The following is a 17,075-nucleotide window of genomic DNA, read 5'->3' on the forward strand; positions in this document are numbered from 1 at the left end:
GTAGGGGGTTGTTCGGGCTGGGGGCGGCGGGTGCGGCGGCGGTCGGCGCAGGTGCGCTGGCGGCGAACTCGCTGCTCGACGATCCGCCGGTCGCGCACGCGTCCTCGACCTCCGGCCCTTACCCCTTCTACGGCGAGCACCAGGCGGGCATCGTCACGCCGGCTCAGGACCGGCTGCACTTCGTGGCGTTCGACGTCACCACGGACGACCGCGCCGAACTGGTCGATCTGCTGCAGGAGTGGACGGCCGCGGCGGCGCGGCTGACGCAGGGCAAGGAGTCGGGGGCGTTCGGCGCGGTGGGCGGCGCACCGGAGGCGGCGCCCGACGACACCGGTGAGGCGCTGGGGCTGCCCGCCTCCGGGCTGACGCTGACGATCGGGTTCGGGGCGTCGCTGTTCGACGATCGGTTCGGGCTGGCGGGGCGGCGGCCTGCCGCACTCGCCGATTTACCGAAATTTCCGGGAGAGCAGCTCATTCCGGAAATTTCCGGTGGCGACCTCTGTGTCCAGGCGTGCGCCCACGACCCGCAGGTCGCCGTACACGCCATCCGCAACCTCGCCAGGATCGGCTTCGGCAAGGTCTCCGTACGCTGGTCGCAACTCGGCTTCGGCCGTACGTCCTCGACGTCGCGCACCCAGGCTACCCCGCGCAACCTCATGGGCTTCAAGGACGGCACGAACAACATGAAGCTGGAGGACGCCGACCTGCTCCGCGAGCAACTGTGGGCGACGGCTGGCGACGGCAGCGCGTGGATGGCGGGCGGCAGCTACCTCGTCACCAGGAAGATCCGCATGACGATCGAGACCTGGGACCGCACGTCACTCGCCGAGCAGGAGCAGATCTTCGGCCGCGACAAGGGCGCGGGCGCGCCGCTGGGCAAGAAGGCGGAGTTCGACCCGCTGGACTTCGGGGCCAAGGGGCCCGACGGAAAGCCGATGATCGCGGCCGACGCCCATGTGCGACTGGCCCACCCGAGCTTCCACGGCAACGCGCACCTGCTGCGCCGTGGCTACAACTTCGTCGACGGCTCCGACGGGCTCGGCCGCCTGGACGCCGGGCTGTTCTTCATCGCCTACCAGCGCGACCCGCGCAGGCAGTTCGTGCCCGTACAGATGAGCCTGGCCAGGAACGACTCGCTCAACGAGTACATCAAACACGTCTCCACCGGCCTGTTCGCCTGCCCACCCGGCGTCCGCGACGCGGCCGACTACTGGGGACGAACCCTTTTCGAGACCTGACCCTGGGACACATGGCGGAAGGCGACGTCAGGGCTCCAGCTCTGCGCTGCCGGCCTGGGCGGCGCGTACGCGCCCACGAGCGGGGCTCACCCGCGAACGAGGGCTCGCCCGCCACCAACGCGGGCAGGCCGGTCACGCCTCAGGGATCGCCGTGCCGCCCAGTGCTCCGGGAGATGAGTCGGTCAGAGCGTGAGGCAGCCCACGAGCGGGACTTCGGGCGGGACGACGGCGGCGCCGGCTGGATCGGCGGCGCCGCCGGTCGTGCAGTTGGTCATCACTACGGGATCGATCTTCTGGGCCGACTCCAGGACGGCGATCTTCGACGGATCGACGACGGCGTGGGCGGCTGGGGCCGTCAGGGCCAGGCCGATGGCGGCGGTCACCGCGGCGGCGGCGGTCCTACGGAGGGATGTACGCATGGAACCTCCTTGGTGGGTATGCGAACGACCATCGTTCATCGCTCAGCGTAGTTATATTGTAACTCCTTGTAAACAGTTGAGTCATTAGAGAACCGCGCCACGGGAGGCTCATGTGACTCCACCCACCATCCCCCTCAACCTGACGATCGCCGGCCCCTGATCGGTCGGGTCGCTCTGACTTGCCGGTGATTATCCGAGGCGACGATGTTCCCCGGCCTCATCCGTGGCGTGTCAGATTCGCGGACCGACGTGCCGCCGAAGGCTGGAAACACCTGCTCGCCCACGCCCCTGAGAACCTCGATCGGGCATGGGTGGCGATCACGGGAACCCACGGCATGTGGACTGCCGCCAGCACCGGCTGAAGGGCGTGCTCGGCCTCGTCAAAGTGGGTGGTACGGCCCTGGAACAGTGGCAGTACGAAGCGACCTCCGGTGGCCGGCTGTGGTATGCGATCGATGACGAGCAACGCACCCTGAGTGACTTTTTGTTACTCTCTGTTGCCGCTTTGCGCTAACCTCACTGAACGCAGGAAGTCGCTTCCCGTCCCGGCCCGTTCCCTTCTGCGGGCTGGTCTCGTCATTACCCGAACGCATACAGCAGCGCCCTGCTTCGGATGCCGGGCGCGAGAGTGCAAGGAGCCGCCATGCTCAGGAAAGCCGTCCTCGTCATCGGGATCGCAGCCTTCCTCGGAACCACCGCCCCCGCGGCGGTGGCCGCACCCGCGCCGCCTCCCGCCGCTGCCGCGGTGGCGCCGCCCGCCGCCGCCGCTGCGCCGCCCGCAACCGCCGTCGCGCCGCCCGCCGCCGCCGCCGCCGCTGCGCCGCCTGCCGCACCCGCGCCGCCTCCAGCCGCCGCCGAACCGGTGGAGCCCCCCGAGCCGGTGGAGCCGCCCGAGCCTGTCGAACCGGCCGAGCCGGTTGAGCCCGCCCCCGCCCCGAGCCTGGTCACGGTCTTCAATGACGAGATCGTCGAGCCGGTCTCGCTGCCGGTGAGCTTTTGCGGCAACGTGCTGTTCAATTCCGGCAAGGCGTCCGGGTCGTGCAACCGATCGGCCTCCGTCTCCGACGACGACGCCTGACCCGTACCGGTCAGGTTCAGGGGCCCCGGGACGCCGGTGCGGACGGCGTCCCGATGCCCCGCGGTCAGCGAACTCGGACCGGATCGAAGTTTGAATTTCTGGCAGACGACCGGGTAGGTGTGCGCCCGCCATAGTGGCTGACAAACCAGTTACCGCGGACCGTCGAACCAGTGTGCTGCCATCAATGCCAGCTGGGTCCGGTTGTCGCGTTCGAACCGCCGCATGAGCCTGGACACGTACTGCTTCACGGTTGCTTCGCTGAGATAGAGGCTGCGGCCGATGACCGCGTTCGACGCGCCGGTGGCGACGAGGCGGAGGATCTCGCGTTCACGGTCCGGCAGCTCCGGCATGGGTGGTACGGCGGGTGCGCGGTCGTGGGTGTCGCGGGGCGGCTCGGAAGCGTGCAGTTCGATTCGGGCCACGGAGTGCCCGTTCGCGCTCGCGCCGGTGAGCGCCCGGCGGGCCACATCTCGCAGATCGGCGGCGGCGCGACGCGCGGACGCGTCGCCGGTGGACGCCACCAACTCGTCGCTGCGCAGGGCGACTATGGCCAACGCCCGTCTGGCCGCGTCGAGCGTCCCAGGTGTGGCGAGGGACGCGTCGTCCGTCTCGGTGACTTCCACGGAGAGCTCTGGACGGCGTACGCGATCATCTCGTGCGTCCCGCAGGTGGAAGACCGAGGCGATGAGCACGCCGATCAGGAACGGCACGCTGGCGGAGAGCACCGCAGGGGCGGGCGGCACCCCGGCTCGGATGCTCACCGCCACGACGCCCACCGAGCCGAGCGCCAGTGCCGCGGTTCCCGACGTGGTGGCGAGCCAGTCTCCGGCGTGGCGGAACAGGTTCTGCGCGCCCATGGCGATCGCGAACGGAATCCACGGAATCGCGCCGCTGTAGGCGAGTACGGCGAGCTGGGGATCCACGAGCGTGGAGCCCAGGGACACGACGGCGATGGCGGTCGTCCACAGGACAGATCTGCGAGGCGTCAGCAGGCCGAGCGCGCTGACTCCGAGCTGCGCCAGGGTCATAACCACAATGGCCGGCGTCGCCGAGGGGATCGCGGTGACACCGATGACCGCGCCCAGCAGCGCGGCCGTCGCGAGTCCGACAACCGGCCACGCGAGCTCCCTGTCGACCTTCGTTCTCAAAGCACCCGTCTCCTCCATCGTGGTCTTGTCGCCGCCACGCGGCGTTCAGCGCAGCGCCGCGGCCGCCAGGTCGTCCCGGACCGCTTTCGCGATCCTCCTGAAGCGCATGGTGAGCCAGACGAAGATCACTGGGCCGCCGTTGGCGGTGTAAGCGGCACCGAGGGTCTCCTGTCGCAGTACGAGACGGTGCGCTTCTGCATCGACGCGGACGGCCACCCGCAAACGCTGTGAAACAGCGAGATTCCGCACCGGTTTTCCACCCTCGCTCGCCACCGCCGTCAGCGGACCGGTCTCTTCCCAGAGATAGTCACGGCTTTCGAAGGTTTCGCGGACCGTGGCCATCACCTGCTCCGTCCGGGCATCGGCGCTGAACGGGATACGTGTCACCGCTGGGTCCTTTCCCGGGGCATCAGCGGATATCCATGCGTCGCAGCCGCAGCGCGGCCAGCGTGCAGAGTGCGGCGATCCAGGCCGCGAGGCATCCCGCCGCGAGCGGCGCGGTCAGATAGCCGTAGGAGCCGGGAGTGGAAACCCCCGCCAGACTCTCCACCGCCGCTCCGGGTAGCCAGCGTGGCACATGGGCCGAGTACCACTCGCCCAGGAACCGCGCGAGACTGACCGGCAGCAACGTGATCATTCCGGTGATGATCACCGCTCCGGCGGCCGAGCGGACCAGTACGGCGAAGCACGCCGCCAGGACACCCTGTACCGCCATCGAGGCCCCCACGAACAGCACGACCGCTCGCACCAGTCCCGGGTCCGTGAGGTCGAGTGGCCTGAGATCGTGGACGGTCAGCACGCCCTGGGTCGCGGCCACGGTCATGACCGAGGCCAGCAAACCGACGATCAGACCACAGGCGATGACCAGGACGAGCTTGACGGCGAGGACACGGACGCGACGAGCGGTCGCGACGAACGTCGACTCGCCCATCCCGTGAAACTCCGCCGCGACGAAGCTCGCCGCCAGGTACGCGAACGCCCAGGTCGTCAGCCCGGAACCGAAGAAGATGACGGCGTACTCGCTCTGCGCCTGTGCCTCGGCGATGGCGGCGCGGTCGCCGACCATCGTCATGAAGCCCCCGACGCCGACGCTGACCAGCAGGATCAGCACGATCCCGATCGGGGTCGAGCGCAGAGCACGCATCTTGCGCCACTCCGAAGCGAACGTCGAGTCGATCCCCGGCGCTCTCGTGGCCGGTGCCGCGGTACTCACCACGCGTTCCCTCCCATCGTGCCGGCGCGGTACTGGGCCGCATGGGAAGTCACCTGCACGTAAACGTCCTCGACCGAGGTCCCGGGGGCGAGCTCGCCGAGGTCGATCTCGGCCAGGAGTCTCCCTGCGCCGATCATCACCACCCTGTCCGCTGTCTGCTGCATCTCCGCCATGAGATGGCTCGACACGAGCACGCACCGGCCTTCGGCGGCGAGCCGGCGCAGCAGCCGCCGCACCCAGCGGACCCCATCCGGGTCGAGCCCGTTGACCGGCTCATCCAGGATGAGCGTGCCCGGGTCGCCCAGCAGAGCCGCCGCGATCCCGAGACGCTGTCGCATCCCCAGCGACAGGGCGCCGATCCGCCGCGACGCCGCCCCCGCCAGCCCCACCTCCTCCAGCAGTTCGTCGGCGCGTCGGCCGGGAATCCGCCCCGCGGCCGCCAGCCAGCGCAGATGGGCGCGGGCCGTCATGGCCTCCGGTGAGCTGCGGGCATCGAGCATCACCCCTACGACGCGTTGCGGCGCACGATGCTCGCGTAGCGGACGCCCGTCGATGACGGCAGTGCCTGAGGTCGGGTGGTCCAGCCCCGCCACCATCCGCATCGTGGAGGTCTTCCCCGAACCATTGGGTCCGGCGAAGCCCGTCACCTGCCCGTCGGGGGCGGTGAACGAGAGGTCATCGACGGCGGTGACCGCTCGATGTCGTTTGGTGAGATGAAGTGCCTCAATCATGGGCACAACTGCAGCAACGTCCAGGGGTCGCCCGCTAGTAACTTTCGCAGGCGAAGGCATCACGAAGGTCTGTCCAGCCGCGCCACGGGCGCCGCGCCCATGCCGGGGCGGGTCATTCCTCGGCCAAGACCGTTTCGCCGACCAGGGCGCGGAGTCGGTCGTTGGCCTGTTCGAGTGCCCCGAGCACGATCTCGCGCTGCTCCGCGCTCACCTCACCCATCACCTCGTCGGCCAGCTCAGCCCACGCGCGCTCGATCGCCGGCACCAGCTTGTGGCCGGTGTCGGTGACGACGATGCGCACCTGGCGGCGGTCGGTGGCGACCGGTTGGCGGCGGAACCAGCCGCCGGCCTCCAGGCGAGCCAGGCTGCGGGTGGCGGTGGGTTGTTCGACGCCGAGCCGGGCGGCCAGCTGGGAGACGGTCATGCCCTCGCGTTCCTGCGCGAGCACCCATAGCAGCACGTCCTGCCCCGGATGCAGGCCGAGGGCCGCGAGCTTGCGCGCCTTGGCGGCGCGGTAGAGCTTGCTCATCTTGTTCAGCGCCCGATTGACGCGCATCGCCTCGCTTGCATCCACGAGCCGTAGTCTATAAATATATAGTCGGCTAATTAATAGTCGGCTAACCAAGGGAGGAAGCGATGGATCTCGGATTGAACGGTCGTGTCGCCCTGGTCACAGGAGCGTCCGGCGACATCGGGCGGGCGATCACGACGGCGTTGGCGCGGGAAGGCGCGCTGGTCGCCGCGACCTGGCACAGCCGCGAAGAGGAAGCCCGCGCGCTCGTCGACGAGATCGGCCAGCTGGGCGGGAAGGCCATGGCGGTCCGCCTCGACCAGCGCGACCAGGGGTCGATCCGGGAGGCGGTGCGCCTGGTCGAGCGGGAGCTCGGGACGGTCGCGGTGCTGGCCGCCAATGCCGTGTCCTGGCCGACGAGGACTCCCGAGACGTGGGAGATCCTGACCGACGGCTTCACCGCGAACGTGGTCGGGACGATGGCGGTGGTCGACGCCGTTCTGCCCGGCATGCGGGAGCAGGGGTGGGGCCGCGTGGTGCTGCTCTCCTCGGGCGTGGTCGTCCAGCCGATGCCGGTGGGCGTGGCGTATCCGGCCGCCAAGGGCGCGCTGGAGGTCGCCGCACGGGTCCTTGCCACCAGAGAGGCCCAGTACGGCATCCTCACCAACGTCGTCCGGCCCGGCTTCACCCTGACCGAACGAGCCCTGACCCATCCCGGGTTCGGGCAGGAACTGGTCGACGCCGAGTCCGCCAGGACACCGACGCGCCGCCTCTGCACTCCCGAGGACGTCGCGTCCGCGGTCGCCTATCTCGGCTCGGCGGCCAACGGTCACGCCAACGGCGAGTTCCTGTCCGTCTCCGGCGGACGCGATCTCGTCTACTGAGCATGGATGCCGGGGGGATCTGGTAGGACAGGGTTCCGCCGAACCCCCCGACTTAGGACACCCCTTCCGATCAGGAGGGCGCGACCCCGCCGAGGTTGCCGGCCAGCAGGTCGAGCAGGGGACCTCGGCGTGCACACTGCTCCAGCCGGAACGAGTCGGCCAGCGCGAGCAGCTCGTCGTCGCCGAGGCCCCTGAACAACTCGGCGTACTCGGGCAGCAGCGCCTGAGCGATCAGAATGTGCCTGATCAGGTCGTCGGTCTGGTATCGCGCCCCCCACGGGTACGGCTCCCACGACGGGAACTCCGTCTCGACCATCGCGTGCACCGGCGCCAGGATGTCCGCGGACTCCTCCATGGTCGAGCCCCACCGGTCAGCCCCGAGCCGCCGCTTCTTGGCGATGAAGTCCCCGAACCGCTCCAGGTACGGCCCCGAAGCGTGCACCAGCCCCTGCAACCCGACGTCCTTGTACGTCCACAGCGACCAGCCCACCTCCTGCCCGTCGTAGATCTCGAGCTGGTCGCGCAGGATCTGGTAGCGCTGCGCGTCCACGTCCGGGTCACCGGTGTAGACGGGCCCGAACTCGCCCACCCACATGGGCGTGCCGGTCTCGCGCTGGAAGCGGGAGCGCTTGGTGAAGGTCCGCTCCAGCTCACCCCTGTCGCACCACTCGCCGCGGGTGTACCCGGGGTAGGGGCCGCCGTGGGCGAAACCGGCCAGGGCATAGTCGTGCATGACGAACACCGTGTTCTCGTACATCTCCCGAAATATCGAGAAATCGGTGGCGTACGTGTTGCCGTCCAGGAACAGGATGTGATCCGGGTCCGCCGCCCGTACGGCCTTCACCAGCCGGTCGTAGAACGGGCCGATGACCTTGCCCGTCACGTCGCCCGGCTCGTTGGCCGGGTTGTAGCCGGCCACCCAGGGGTTCTCCCGGTAGTGGTCCGCGATGACCTCCCACAGGTGCACCGCCCGGTCCTGGAAGTGGCGGTGCTGCCAGAACGCGGCCACGTGCGTCGGGTTGTCGGAGTGCCAGTGCTGGTTCTGCGACCCGGGCAGCGCGTGCAGGTCGATCACGCTGTAGATCCCGTGCTCGCCGAGCAGGCCGATCACCCGGTCCAGGTGGTGGAAGCCGCGCCGGTCGATCTCGAAGGGCCGGTCGTCGGCCTCCCAGTGGTGGTAGTTGACCGGGATCCGCACGCAGTTCATGCCGAGCCCGGCGAGCAGCGCCGCGTCCTGTTCGGTGAAGAACGAGGTCAGCAGGCGGTCGAAGAACAGCTCCGCCCGTTCCTCGCCGAGCACCCCGCGTACGGCGTACCGCATGGAGCTCTCGTTGGCCGGGTAGCCGGTGATGAAGTTCTCCATGTTCATCCAGCCCCCGAGACCCACCCCGCGGAGCCGTACCGGCGTGTTGTCGTGCGTGACGAGCCGGCTTCCGGACACGTGCAGCATGTTCAACCTTTCGTCGCACCGGCGGTGAGCCCGCCGACCAGGTGGCGTTCCGCGATGGCGTAGAAACCGAGTGCCGGCACCATGGCCAGCACGAGGTAGGCGAGGATGCGGGCGGTGTCGGAGGCGTACTGACCCTGGAACTGCTGGATGCCCAGCGGGAGCGTCCAGCTCGCCTCCTCGCTGAAGACCACGAGCGGCAGCATGAAGTTGTTCCAGCTCCCCACGATGGCCAGCACCGAGACGGTGGCGATCGCGGGGCGGGCCATCGGCAGCAGGATCCGCCAGAAGAACCCGAACGGGCCGCAGCCGTCGATCGTGGCCGCCTCCTCGATCTCGCCTGGGATGCCGCGGAAGAAGCCGCGCAGGATGATGATCGTCAGCGGCAGCCCGAACGCCGCCTGGGTGAGGATGACGCCGAGCGGGCTGTCCAGCAGGCCGAGCGCCCGCAGCAGCACGAAGATCGGCAGGATGGCGACGGCGAAGGGGAACATCAGACCCGCCGTGAACAACGTGAAGAACAGCTCCCTGCCGCGGAAGGCGAACCTGGCGAAGACGAACGCCGCCAGCGCCGACAGCGCGACCGTCAGCACGGTCGTGACGACGGCGATGAACGTGCTGTTCCACAACTGGCCCCAGAACGATCCCGAGCCGAGCACGTCCGTGTAGTTGGCCGTGATCCACGTGTCGGGCAGCCCGAACGGGTTGCCGGACAGCTCGCTGTTCTCCTTGAACCCGCCGAGCAGCGCGTAGACCACCGGGATGAGGATGAACGCGCCCACGATCCACGCGATCACGTGCAGGGGAAGGGTGCTGGGCCGGTTGGAGGATGGTTTGGCGTGGTTCATCGCTGCCCTCCCATGGTGGTGGTCGCGCCCGCCAGGTCGCGGCGCATCACGAAACGCTGGTAGACGAGGGCGAAGATGAGGCTGAGCACGAACATCACGACGCTGATGGCGCTGGCGTAGCCGACCTGGGAGCGCTTGAAGCCCCAGTCCATCATGGTCACGGCCATCGTCTCCGAGGCGTGCGACGGCCCGCCTCCGGTGAGGATCCAGACCAGGTCGAAGAGCTGGATGGTGTAGATGACGGACAGGAAGACGCTGATCCGGATCGTCGGGCCGAGCAGCGGCAGCGTCACATGCCTGAACGTCTCCCACGCCGTGGCGCCGTCGATCTGGGCGGCCTCGATGAGCTCGTTGGGGATGTTCTGCCGTCCGGCGAGATAGATCATCATGTGGAAGCCGAAATACTTCCAGGTCATGACCAGGAACAGCGACGGCATCACGGTGTTCGGGTCGGCCAGCCACTCCGACTCGATGCCGACGATCGACAGCAACCGGTTCGCCATGCCCGCGTCGGGAGCGAGGATGAGCGAGAACAGCACGCCGGTGATGACCTCCGAGAGCACGTACGGCGCGAAGAACACCAGCCGGTACAACGCCCGGCCGCGCATGCGCTGGTTCAGCAGCATGGCGAGGGCGAGCGAGAACGGCAGCTGCACGAAGATCGACAGCATGAGCAGCACGAGCAGGTGCCACATGTCCTGCGCGAAGATGTCGCTGCCGAACAGCCGGGTGAAGTTGTCCAGCCCGATGAAGTCGGTCGGCAGGCCGCCGAACCCGTTCCAGCGGAACACGCTGGAGTAGAGCGCCACCGCCATGGGGGCCACGACCAGCAGCAGGAAGAGGACCAGCGCGGGCAGCAGGAACAGCGTGATGGTCACCCACCGTCCGCGCCGCCCGGCGGCGGGGGCGGTGGCCGGAAGCTTGACCGCCTCCGGCCCTCTGGTGAGCGTCGTCATCCTTCGCTCTTGGCTACTTCGGTGATGTCCTGGCCGACTTCCTCCGGCGTCTTGGTGCCCGCGATCAGCTCGGCCACGCTGTCGTTGACCTGCGCCCCGACGGCCGGCGGGTACGCCTGGTCGAGGTAGAGCTGGTAGCCGCTCGCGTCGGCCAGCATGGTCGCCACCTGCTTGAGGTTGGGGTCCTTGACCGCGCTCTCCTCGCCCTTGAGCACCGGCAGCACGCCGCCGGACTCGACGGCCTTGCTGTGGTTGCCCATCTCCGTCATGAACTTCACGAACGCGACGGCCTCCTTCGGCGCGTCCACGCCCACGGCCAGCCCGCCGCCGCCGCCGAACGCCTCACCGGCCGAGCCCTTGCCGCCCTCGACGGCGGGGAAGGGGAAGAAGCCGAGGTCGTCGCCGAGCCCCTTACCCGCCGACGTCTGCACGCTCGGCGCCCACTGGCCCATCAGCTCCATGGCCGCCTTGCCGTTGCTCACCGTGGCCGACTGCCCGTCAGGCGTCGAGTACGCCGCCCCGAGATGCCCCTTCTGGAACGGCTGCAGGTCCGCCAGCGCCTTGACCTGCTGTCCCGCCGCCACGAAGTCGGGCTTGGTGAAGTCGTGGTCCACGCCCGCCTGCTGGAGCGCCGGCAGCCCGGCGATGCGCATCGCGAGGTAGGCCCAGTAGTAGTGCCCCGGCCACTTCTCCTTGCCGGCCAGGGCGATCGGGGTGATGCCGGCCGCCTTGAGCTTCTTGACGTCCTCGAGGAACGCCGACCACGTCGCCGGCGGCTCGGTGATGCCCGCCTGCTCGAAATGTTTCTTGTTGTACCAGAACCCCACCATGCCGATGTCCGTCGGCAGCCCGTACGTCTTTCCGTCGAACTGGTACGCCGACAGCGCCGCTGGAGTGAAGTTCCCGAGTACGTCGGCGACGTCTGAGCTGATGTCCTTGACCAGCCCGGCCTCGATCTGCTGCTGCAGCACGCCGCCGCCCCATGTCGCGAACAGGTCGGGGGCGTTGCCCGACTGCGTGATCGTGGTGAGCTTGGCCTTGTAGGCGTCGTTCTCGAGGACGGTGGCCTTGATGGTGACGTTCGGGTTCTTGGCCTCGAACTCCTTGGCGCGCTGTGCCCAGAGCGACTTGAGCGGCTCGGCGGTCGAGAGGTGCCACCATTCGAGCGTGACCTTCGCGGGGGAGCCGCCCGCGTTCTCCTGGGGTTCCGCGGTTCCCCCACCGCCGCCGCATCCCGCGATCAGGACGGCGGCCGCGATGAACACACATGTGCGTTTCATTAGGGGTCCCTTTCTCGACTGGGCGAAAGTTTCGTGAACCCCCCGATAATTTCGTTGACTGGAGCTTAGGTAAACGCCATGTAAAGCGTCAACACCTCGACTGGGAGCGATCCCAAACCGAAACTTTCGGATACACTCCCGATCGTGTCAGCGAAGAGGCGGGTGACGATCGCACTGATCGCGGAGGAGGCCGGAGTCTCCATCCCGACGGTGTCCAAGGTCATCAACGGACGTCCTGAAGTCGCGCCGGCGACCCGCCACCGGGTCGAACGACTGCTGCAGGAACACGGTTACCAGCGGCGCGTCAGCCAGGACGACACCCCGGCGGGCCTGGTCGACCTCGTCTTCGCCGAGATCGAGTCGCCCTGGGCCATGGAGATCGTGCGCGGCGCGGAGATCGCCGCCCACGAGGCGGGGGCCAGCGTGGTCGTCTCCGTCCTGCACACGCACGCGGGCCCGGGGCCCGACTGGCTCGAACGGCTGGCGGCGCGCCGGACCGACGGCGTGGTGATCGTCGCCTCGCGCCTGTCGACCGGCATCCAGGCCCAGCTGAGCGCGCGCTCGCTGCCGTTCGCCGTGGTGGACCCGGAGGGCGAGCCCGCGCCGGGCGTCGTCTCGGTCGGCGCCACCAACTGGAACGGCGGCCTGGCCGCCACCCGCCACCTGCTGGAGCTCGGCCACCGGCGGATCGCCACCATCAGCGGCCCGGCCGACATGCTGTGCAGCCAGGCGCGCGTCGACGGCTACCGCGCGGCGCTCGAGACGGCGGGGATGCCGGTCGCGCCCGAGCTGATCCGGCGGGGCACCTTCCTGGTGGACTCGGGGCACGACCACGGCCACGCGTTGCTGTCCCTGGACGAACCGCCCACGGCGATCTTCGCGGGCAGCGACCTGATGGCGTTCGGCGTGTTCGAGGCCGCCCGCCAGCGGGGGCTGCGGGTGCCTGAGGATCTGAGCGTGGTGGGCTTCGACGACCTGCCCCTGGCCAAGTCGGCCTGGCCGCCGCTGACCACCGTACGCCAGCCGTTGCAGGAGATGGCGGCACTGGCCACGCGCACCGTGCTGGCGATGGGCCGCGGTGAGGTGCCCGACACCAAGCGGGTGGAGCTGGCGACGGAGCTCATCGTCAGGGAGAGCACCGCCAGGCAACCCTAGGCCCGACCCATCGATCATGTGTTTGGATTGGCGCATGGATTTCGACAGGTACCTGGAGTTGCTGGAGCTGGACTACGCGCGGCTCCGGGAGACCGCCGCGCGCGACCTCGCCGCGGCGGTGCCGAGCTGTCCCGGCTGGACGGCCGCCGACCTGCTCTTCCATGTCGGCGAGGTCTACCAGCACAAGACCGAGGCGATGCGCCGCGGCGCCTTTCCCGACCCGTGGCCGCCGGAGCCGGATCCCGCCGAGCCCGCCGCCTACCTGGACCTGGCCATGTCGGAGCTGCGCGCGGAGCTCACTTCCCGCAAGCCCCAGGACCAGACCCCCACCTGGTACGACCCTGACCAGACGGTCGGCTTCTGGGCCCGCAGGATGGCGCTGGAGACGGTCGTGCACCGGGTGGACGCGGAGCTGGCGGCCGGCGAGCCGATCATGCCGATCCCCGACGACCTGGCCGTCGACGGCATCGACGAGGTCCTGCTCACCTGCCTGGCCTACGGGGTGGGCAAGTGGCCGGAGGACTTCGGCGACACCCTCGCGGGCGCCGACGGCCGCACGGTCTCGATCGGCGCGGGGGACGAGCACTGGCTCGTACGCGTGACGGCGTCGGAGGTCGAGGTCACCAGGGACGGGTCCACGGGTGACGCGTCCATCTCCGGGACGCCCCCGGACCTGCTGCTCTGGCTGTGGGGGCGGGCGGACGACGACGCCGTGACGTTCTCGGGCACCGGCGAACCGCTCGAACGCCTGCGCGCCCTACTCAAGGGGGCCACCCAGTAGCCGGGTCGGCTGCTGTGACGTCGGAGTCGGCGCGAGCGCCGCAACGTCGGCTTCCGCACAAGGTCTGGGAGTTCCCGCGCAAAACAAGGAGGCTGACGTGCGGACGTACGAAAACCCGGTGATCGGCGGGTTCTACCCGGACCCGAGCGTGTGCCGGGTGGGCGAGGACTACTACCGGCGCAGCGGCCTGTGCCGCGCGGCCCGGTCACCCTCACCATCGACGTCCGCACGACCGGCATCCTGCCGCCGTCCGTGACCGCCGCCACCCGCGAGGTCCTGGGCGTCGCCGCGACGGGGCCGGACACGATCGCCTTCTCCGCGGACGGGACGCTCCTGGCCGAGCTGGACGGCCGCTACCTGTCCACAGAGGTGGCGACCGGCTACACCGGACGGGTGATCGGCATGTACGTCACCGAGGGCAGCGCCGGCTTCGACTGGTTCGATTATCGGGGCAGCCGGCCAGAAGATCACTGAAGACCTTGCGCGGAGGCGAACAGGGACACCGGCAGCGCGGCGGGCGACTGGCATCCGCCCTTGGCTACGTGGCACGACGTATGCGACGGGCCTCAGCGGCCTCGATCACCTCGCGGAGGCGCATTCACGGCTCAGCAACATGCAGGCGAAGGTGGGTAAGGAGGATGGGTAAGGTCGTGTCACGTGACGACGGAGCTGGAGGACCTTGCCGGACGCCTGCGTGAGTTCGCGCGGGTCAGGGAGTGGGAGCGGTTCCACACGCCGAAGAACCTCGCGATGGCGCTCGCGGGCGAGGTGGGGGAGTTGGTGGCGGAGTTCCAGTGGCTCACCGCGGAGGAGTCCGGCAGCCCTGATCCCGACGCGCTCGCCAGGATGCGCACAGAGCTGGGCGACGTGACCCTCTATCTGGTGCGCCTCGCTGACGTCCTGGGCGTGGACCTGCTGGAAGCGGCCCAGTCCAAGCTGGACGACAACGAGCTCCGCTACGACGCCGACAGCTACCGCGGCTCGGCCAGAAAGGCGCCTCCGTCGCCGCCCGCCACCTGACACCCGGTCGAGCGCCCGGCCGTCAGAGGTTTCTTCTCGCGGCCACATAGCCCCGCATAAGGTGACGGACATGCGATTTGGGGTGCTGGGGCCGCTGGCGGTGTGGACGGATGCGGGTGAGGCTGTCACGATTCCCGGCCTCAAGGTACGCGCGCTTCTTGTCGACCTGCTGGTCCACGAGGGTCACCCGGTGTCCGTGGACCGGCTGATCGATGATCTGTGGGGTGCGGAGCCGCCGGGGAATCCGGCGGCGGCGCTCCAGGTGCGGGTCTCGCAGCTGCGCAAAGCGCTGGAGGACGCCGAGCCGGGTGCCAAGAACCTCGTCGTGTCCCGCGCACCCGGCTACCTGTTGCGGACCGACGGCGACGGCGCCGTGGACGCGGTCGGGTTCACCGGCCTGCTGGCCCGCGCCGAGGCCGCCGACAGCCCTCGAACCAGGGCGGGGTTGCTGGCCGACGCGCTGGCGTTGTGGCGCGGCCCGGCGTACGCGGACTTCGCTGACGAGGACTGCACCCGGTCGGCGATCCTCCGGCTGGAGGAGCAGCGGCTGTCGGCACTGGAGCAGCACGCCGAGGCGCGGCTGGAGCTGGGCGAGCACGGGCTTCTCGTGGGCGAGCTTGGCGACCTGGTGGCCAGGCACCCGCTTCGCGAACGGCTGCGGGCCGTCCATCTGCGCGCCCTCTACCGCGCCGGGCGCCAGAGCGAGGCCCTGGCCGCGTACGGGGAGTTTCGCGAGCGGCTGGCCGACGAGCTCGGCCTGGACCCCGGGCCTGAGCTGGTCGCGCTCCATCAGGCGATACTCGGGCAGGACCCGGCGCTGAGCCTGCCCGCGAAACGTCCCGTGACGAACCTGCCCGCCTCCGTCAGCAAGCTCATCGGACGGGAGGAGGCGCTGGCCGAGGTGTGCGCGCTGCTGGGGGAGGAGCGGCTGGTGACGCTCACGGGCAGCGGCGGGGTCGGCAAGACCCGGCTCGCGTTGGAGGTCGCGAACCGCCTGGTGGACGAGTTCGCCGACGGGGCCTGGCTGGTCGCCCTCGACCAGGCGTCCCACTCCCCGGCCGAGGCCGTCATGGCGGCACTGGACATCCGGGAGGACGTCGCCGGCGACCCCGCCGGGCAACTGGCGTCCGTGGTCAGGACCAGGCGGATGCTGCTGGTGCTGGACAACTGCGAGCGCGTCGTCGAGCAGGTCGCGGAGTTGGCCGAGGTGCTTCTGCGAGCGTGTCCTGGGCTGCGGATCCTGGCCACGAGCAGGGAGCCGTTGGCCGTGGCGGGCGAGGTGTTGTGGAGCGTGCCGCCGCTGGACGTGCCCACGAGCACCGACCTGGCGGTCATGGCGCGCTCCGACGCCGTGAGGCTGTTCGTGAGCCGCGCCGCCGCCTCCTCCAGGGGCTTCGCGCTCGATGCGGGCAACGCCGTGGCGGTCGCGCAGCTCTGCAGGCGGCTGGACGGGATTCCGCTGGCGCTGGAACTGGCCGCGACTCGGGTGCGGGCGCTGGGCGTGCAGGGTGTGGTGGCCAGGCTGGACGACAGGTTCCGGCTGCTGGCCTCAGGACAGCGTGGCGCCCCGGCCCGTCAGCAGACGCTGACCGCGGTGATCGACTGGAGCTGGGACCTGCTGTCCGAGGAAGAGCGGCTCGTCCTGCGCCGCCTGGCCGTCCACGCCGACGGCTGCACGTTCGAGTCAGCCGAGTCCGTCTGCGCCGAGGCCGACGCGATGGAGGCCGCCGCCGAGGCCGACGCGATGGAGGCCGCCGCCGGGGCCGACGTGATGAAGGCAGCCGCTGAGGTCGATGCGATGAAGGCAGCTGCCGGGGCCGATGGGGTGGAGACGGCCGCTGGGGCCAACGTGATGGAGGCAGCCGGGGTCGACGCTGTTGGGGGAGGCGCCGGGTCCCGGCCGGGGGCCGGCCTTGACGTGCTGGATCTGCTGGCGAGGCTGGTCGACCGCTCTCTCGTGGTCGTCGTCGACACCCCTTCCGGTGTCAGGTATCGGTTGCTGGAGTCCGTGTCCGCGTACTGCATCGCCAGGCTGTCGGATGCCGGCGAGCTGGATCGGGTGCGGCTCGCTCACCTGCGGCACCACCTCGCGCTGGCCGCACAGGCAGAGCCGGAGCTGTACGGGCCCGAGCAGCGTGAATGGCTGCTGCGCCTGGACGCGGAGGCCGCGAACATGCGGGCGGCGCTCGACACGGCGGTCTCGCGCGCGGACGGTGACAGCGCGGCGCGCCTGGTGAACGCGCTGGCCTGGTACTGGTTCCTGCGCGGCAGGCTGGCCGAGGCGAGGCGCTCGCTGGCGACGGCACTGTCCATCGAGGCGGACGCCGAGGCAGACCTTGGGCTGGAGGTCGAGGCGGGCATTGGGG

Annotated in this window: 19 protein-coding genes; 9 read left to right on the forward strand and 10 right to left on the reverse strand. The window is 69.7% G+C overall.

Features of this window, described 5'->3' with window-relative positions; all coding sequences use genetic code 11:
* On the forward strand, window positions 1-1,238 hold a 1,238-nt coding region (gene efeB, locus ITP53_RS44420), incomplete at its 5' end, for an iron uptake transporter deferrochelatase/peroxidase subunit (protein ID WP_328817775.1).
* A gap of 182 nt (window positions 1,239-1,420) precedes the next feature.
* On the opposite strand, the gene ITP53_RS44425 is transcribed toward efeB, so the two are convergent.
* The gene (locus ITP53_RS44425; protein WP_195901500.1) at window positions 1,421-1,657 is read right to left on the reverse strand and encodes a hypothetical protein; all 237 of its coding nucleotides are present in this window, start codon (window positions 1,655-1,657) and stop codon (window positions 1,421-1,423) included.
* 337 nt (window positions 1,658-1,994) lie between these two features.
* Here ITP53_RS44425 and ITP53_RS56480 point away from each other — a divergent pair, with 337 nt between their 5' ends.
* Together ITP53_RS56480 and ITP53_RS44435 are read left to right on the forward strand one after the other, a co-directional pair.
* Window positions 1,995-2,171 carry a hypothetical protein gene (locus ITP53_RS56480; RefSeq protein WP_207757304.1) on the forward strand — a complete coding sequence of 59 codons (177 nt, stop codon included), beginning with the start codon at window positions 1,995-1,997 and terminating at the stop codon, window positions 2,169-2,171.
* Window positions 2,172-2,300: 129 nt separating this feature from the next.
* Window positions 2,301-2,735, forward strand: coding sequence for a hypothetical protein (locus ITP53_RS44435; RefSeq protein WP_195901501.1), 435 nt, complete (start codon window positions 2,301-2,303; stop codon window positions 2,733-2,735).
* Window positions 2,736-2,884: 149 nt separating this feature from the next.
* Here the strand turns inward: ITP53_RS44435 and ITP53_RS44440 are convergent, their stop codons facing one another.
* The 5 genes from ITP53_RS44440 to ITP53_RS44460 form a co-directional block, all read right to left on the reverse strand.
* On the reverse strand, window positions 2,885-3,883 hold the full coding sequence (locus tag ITP53_RS44440; protein ID WP_195901502.1) for a helix-turn-helix transcriptional regulator: 999 nt from the start codon (window positions 3,881-3,883) through the stop codon (window positions 2,885-2,887).
* 45 nt (window positions 3,884-3,928) lie between these two features.
* On the reverse strand, window positions 3,929-4,270 hold the full coding sequence (locus ITP53_RS44445; protein ID WP_195901503.1) for a hypothetical protein: 342 nt from the start codon (window positions 4,268-4,270) through the stop codon (window positions 3,929-3,931).
* Between the two features lie 22 nt (window positions 4,271-4,292).
* Complete coding sequence (locus ITP53_RS44450) at window positions 4,293-5,096, reverse strand: hypothetical protein (protein ID WP_195901504.1); 804 nt, start codon at window positions 5,094-5,096, stop codon at window positions 4,293-4,295.
* Entirely contained in the window at window positions 5,093-5,827 is a 735-nt protein-coding gene (locus tag ITP53_RS44455; RefSeq protein WP_195901505.1) for an ABC transporter ATP-binding protein, read from the reverse strand. The genes ITP53_RS44450 and ITP53_RS44455 overlap by 4 nt, the downstream gene beginning before the upstream one ends.
* A gap of 112 nt (window positions 5,828-5,939) precedes the next feature.
* Window positions 5,940-6,401, reverse strand: coding sequence for a MarR family winged helix-turn-helix transcriptional regulator (locus ITP53_RS44460; RefSeq protein WP_195901506.1), 462 nt, complete (start codon window positions 6,399-6,401; stop codon window positions 5,940-5,942).
* A 62-nt stretch (window positions 6,402-6,463) separates the two neighbouring features.
* Here ITP53_RS44460 and ITP53_RS44465 point away from each other — a divergent pair, with 62 nt between their 5' ends.
* Window positions 6,464-7,222, forward strand: a complete 759-nt coding sequence (locus ITP53_RS44465; RefSeq protein WP_195901507.1) for an SDR family NAD(P)-dependent oxidoreductase — start codon at window positions 6,464-6,466, stop codon at window positions 7,220-7,222.
* 70 nt (window positions 7,223-7,292) lie between these two features.
* Here the strand turns inward: ITP53_RS44465 and ITP53_RS44470 are convergent, their stop codons facing one another.
* The 4 genes from ITP53_RS44470 to ITP53_RS44485 are packed head-to-tail and all read right to left on the reverse strand — an operon-like array spanning window position 7,293 to window position 11,753.
* Entirely contained in the window at window positions 7,293-8,672 is a 1,380-nt protein-coding gene (locus ITP53_RS44470) for a glycoside hydrolase family 5 protein (RefSeq protein WP_195901508.1), read from the reverse strand.
* Window positions 8,673-8,674: 2 nt separating this feature from the next.
* Window positions 8,675-9,517, reverse strand: coding sequence for a carbohydrate ABC transporter permease (locus ITP53_RS44475; RefSeq protein WP_195901509.1), 843 nt, complete (start codon window positions 9,515-9,517; stop codon window positions 8,675-8,677).
* The gene (locus ITP53_RS44480; protein ID WP_195901510.1) at window positions 9,514-10,473 is read right to left on the reverse strand and encodes a carbohydrate ABC transporter permease; all 960 of its coding nucleotides are present in this window, start codon (window positions 10,471-10,473) and stop codon (window positions 9,514-9,516) included. Before ITP53_RS44480 ends, ITP53_RS44475 begins: the two co-directional genes overlap by 4 nt.
* Window positions 10,470-11,753, reverse strand: a complete 1,284-nt coding sequence (locus ITP53_RS44485) for an extracellular solute-binding protein (protein WP_195901511.1) — start codon at window positions 11,751-11,753, stop codon at window positions 10,470-10,472. Before ITP53_RS44485 ends, ITP53_RS44480 begins: the two co-directional genes overlap by 4 nt.
* 144 nt (window positions 11,754-11,897) lie before the next feature.
* Between ITP53_RS44485 and ITP53_RS44490 the strand changes: the two genes are divergently transcribed.
* The 5 genes from ITP53_RS44490 to ITP53_RS44510 all read left to right on the forward strand — a co-directional run.
* Complete coding sequence (locus tag ITP53_RS44490; protein ID WP_195901512.1) at window positions 11,898-12,908, forward strand: LacI family DNA-binding transcriptional regulator; 1,011 nt, start codon at window positions 11,898-11,900, stop codon at window positions 12,906-12,908.
* Between the two features lie 34 nt (window positions 12,909-12,942).
* Window positions 12,943-13,689, forward strand: a complete 747-nt coding sequence (locus ITP53_RS44495; protein ID WP_195901513.1) for a maleylpyruvate isomerase family mycothiol-dependent enzyme — start codon at window positions 12,943-12,945, stop codon at window positions 13,687-13,689.
* Between the two features lie 189 nt (window positions 13,690-13,878).
* Window positions 13,879-14,163: a beta-xylosidase family glycoside hydrolase gene (locus ITP53_RS60715; RefSeq protein WP_328817785.1), complete on the forward strand. Its 285-nt coding sequence runs from the start codon at window positions 13,879-13,881 to the stop codon at window positions 14,161-14,163.
* Window positions 14,164-14,346: 183 nt separating this feature from the next.
* Window positions 14,347-14,709 carry a nucleotide pyrophosphohydrolase gene (locus ITP53_RS44505; protein ID WP_195901515.1) on the forward strand — a complete coding sequence of 121 codons (363 nt, stop codon included), beginning with the start codon at window positions 14,347-14,349 and terminating at the stop codon, window positions 14,707-14,709.
* A 70-nt stretch (window positions 14,710-14,779) separates the two neighbouring features.
* The coding region (locus ITP53_RS44510) for a BTAD domain-containing putative transcriptional regulator (protein ID WP_236051877.1) at window positions 14,780-17,075 on the forward strand (2,296 nt) is incomplete at its 3' end.

The sequence above is a fragment of the Nonomuraea cypriaca genome (assembly GCF_015645445.1).
In the GTDB taxonomy this organism is placed as follows: domain Bacteria; phylum Actinomycetota; class Actinomycetes; order Streptosporangiales; family Streptosporangiaceae; genus Nonomuraea; species Nonomuraea cypriaca.

Coding starts and splice junctions, on each gene's coding strand:
- ITP53_RS44425 (WP_195901500.1), bottom strand. CDS start 1,657: ATGCGTACATCCCTCCGTAGGACCGCCGCCGCCGCGGTGACCGCCGCC.
- ITP53_RS44435 (WP_195901501.1), top strand. CDS start 2,301: ATGCTCAGGAAAGCCGTCCTCGTCATCGGGATCGCAGCCTTCCTCGGA.
- ITP53_RS44455 (WP_195901505.1), bottom strand. CDS start 5,827: ATGATTGAGGCACTTCATCTCACCAAACGACATCGAGCGGTCACCGCC.
- ITP53_RS44465 (WP_195901507.1), top strand. CDS start 6,464: ATGGATCTCGGATTGAACGGTCGTGTCGCCCTGGTCACAGGAGCGTCC.
- ITP53_RS44470 (WP_195901508.1), bottom strand. CDS start 8,672: ATGCTGCACGTGTCCGGAAGCCGGCTCGTCACGCACGACAACACGCCG.
- ITP53_RS44475 (WP_195901509.1), bottom strand. CDS start 9,517: ATGAACCACGCCAAACCATCCTCCAACCGGCCCAGCACCCTTCCCCTG.
- ITP53_RS44480 (WP_195901510.1), bottom strand. CDS start 10,473: ATGACGACGCTCACCAGAGGGCCGGAGGCGGTCAAGCTTCCGGCCACC.
- ITP53_RS44485 (WP_195901511.1), bottom strand. CDS start 11,753: ATGAAACGCACATGTGTGTTCATCGCGGCCGCCGTCCTGATCGCGGGA.
- ITP53_RS44495 (WP_195901513.1), top strand. CDS start 12,943: ATGGATTTCGACAGGTACCTGGAGTTGCTGGAGCTGGACTACGCGCGG.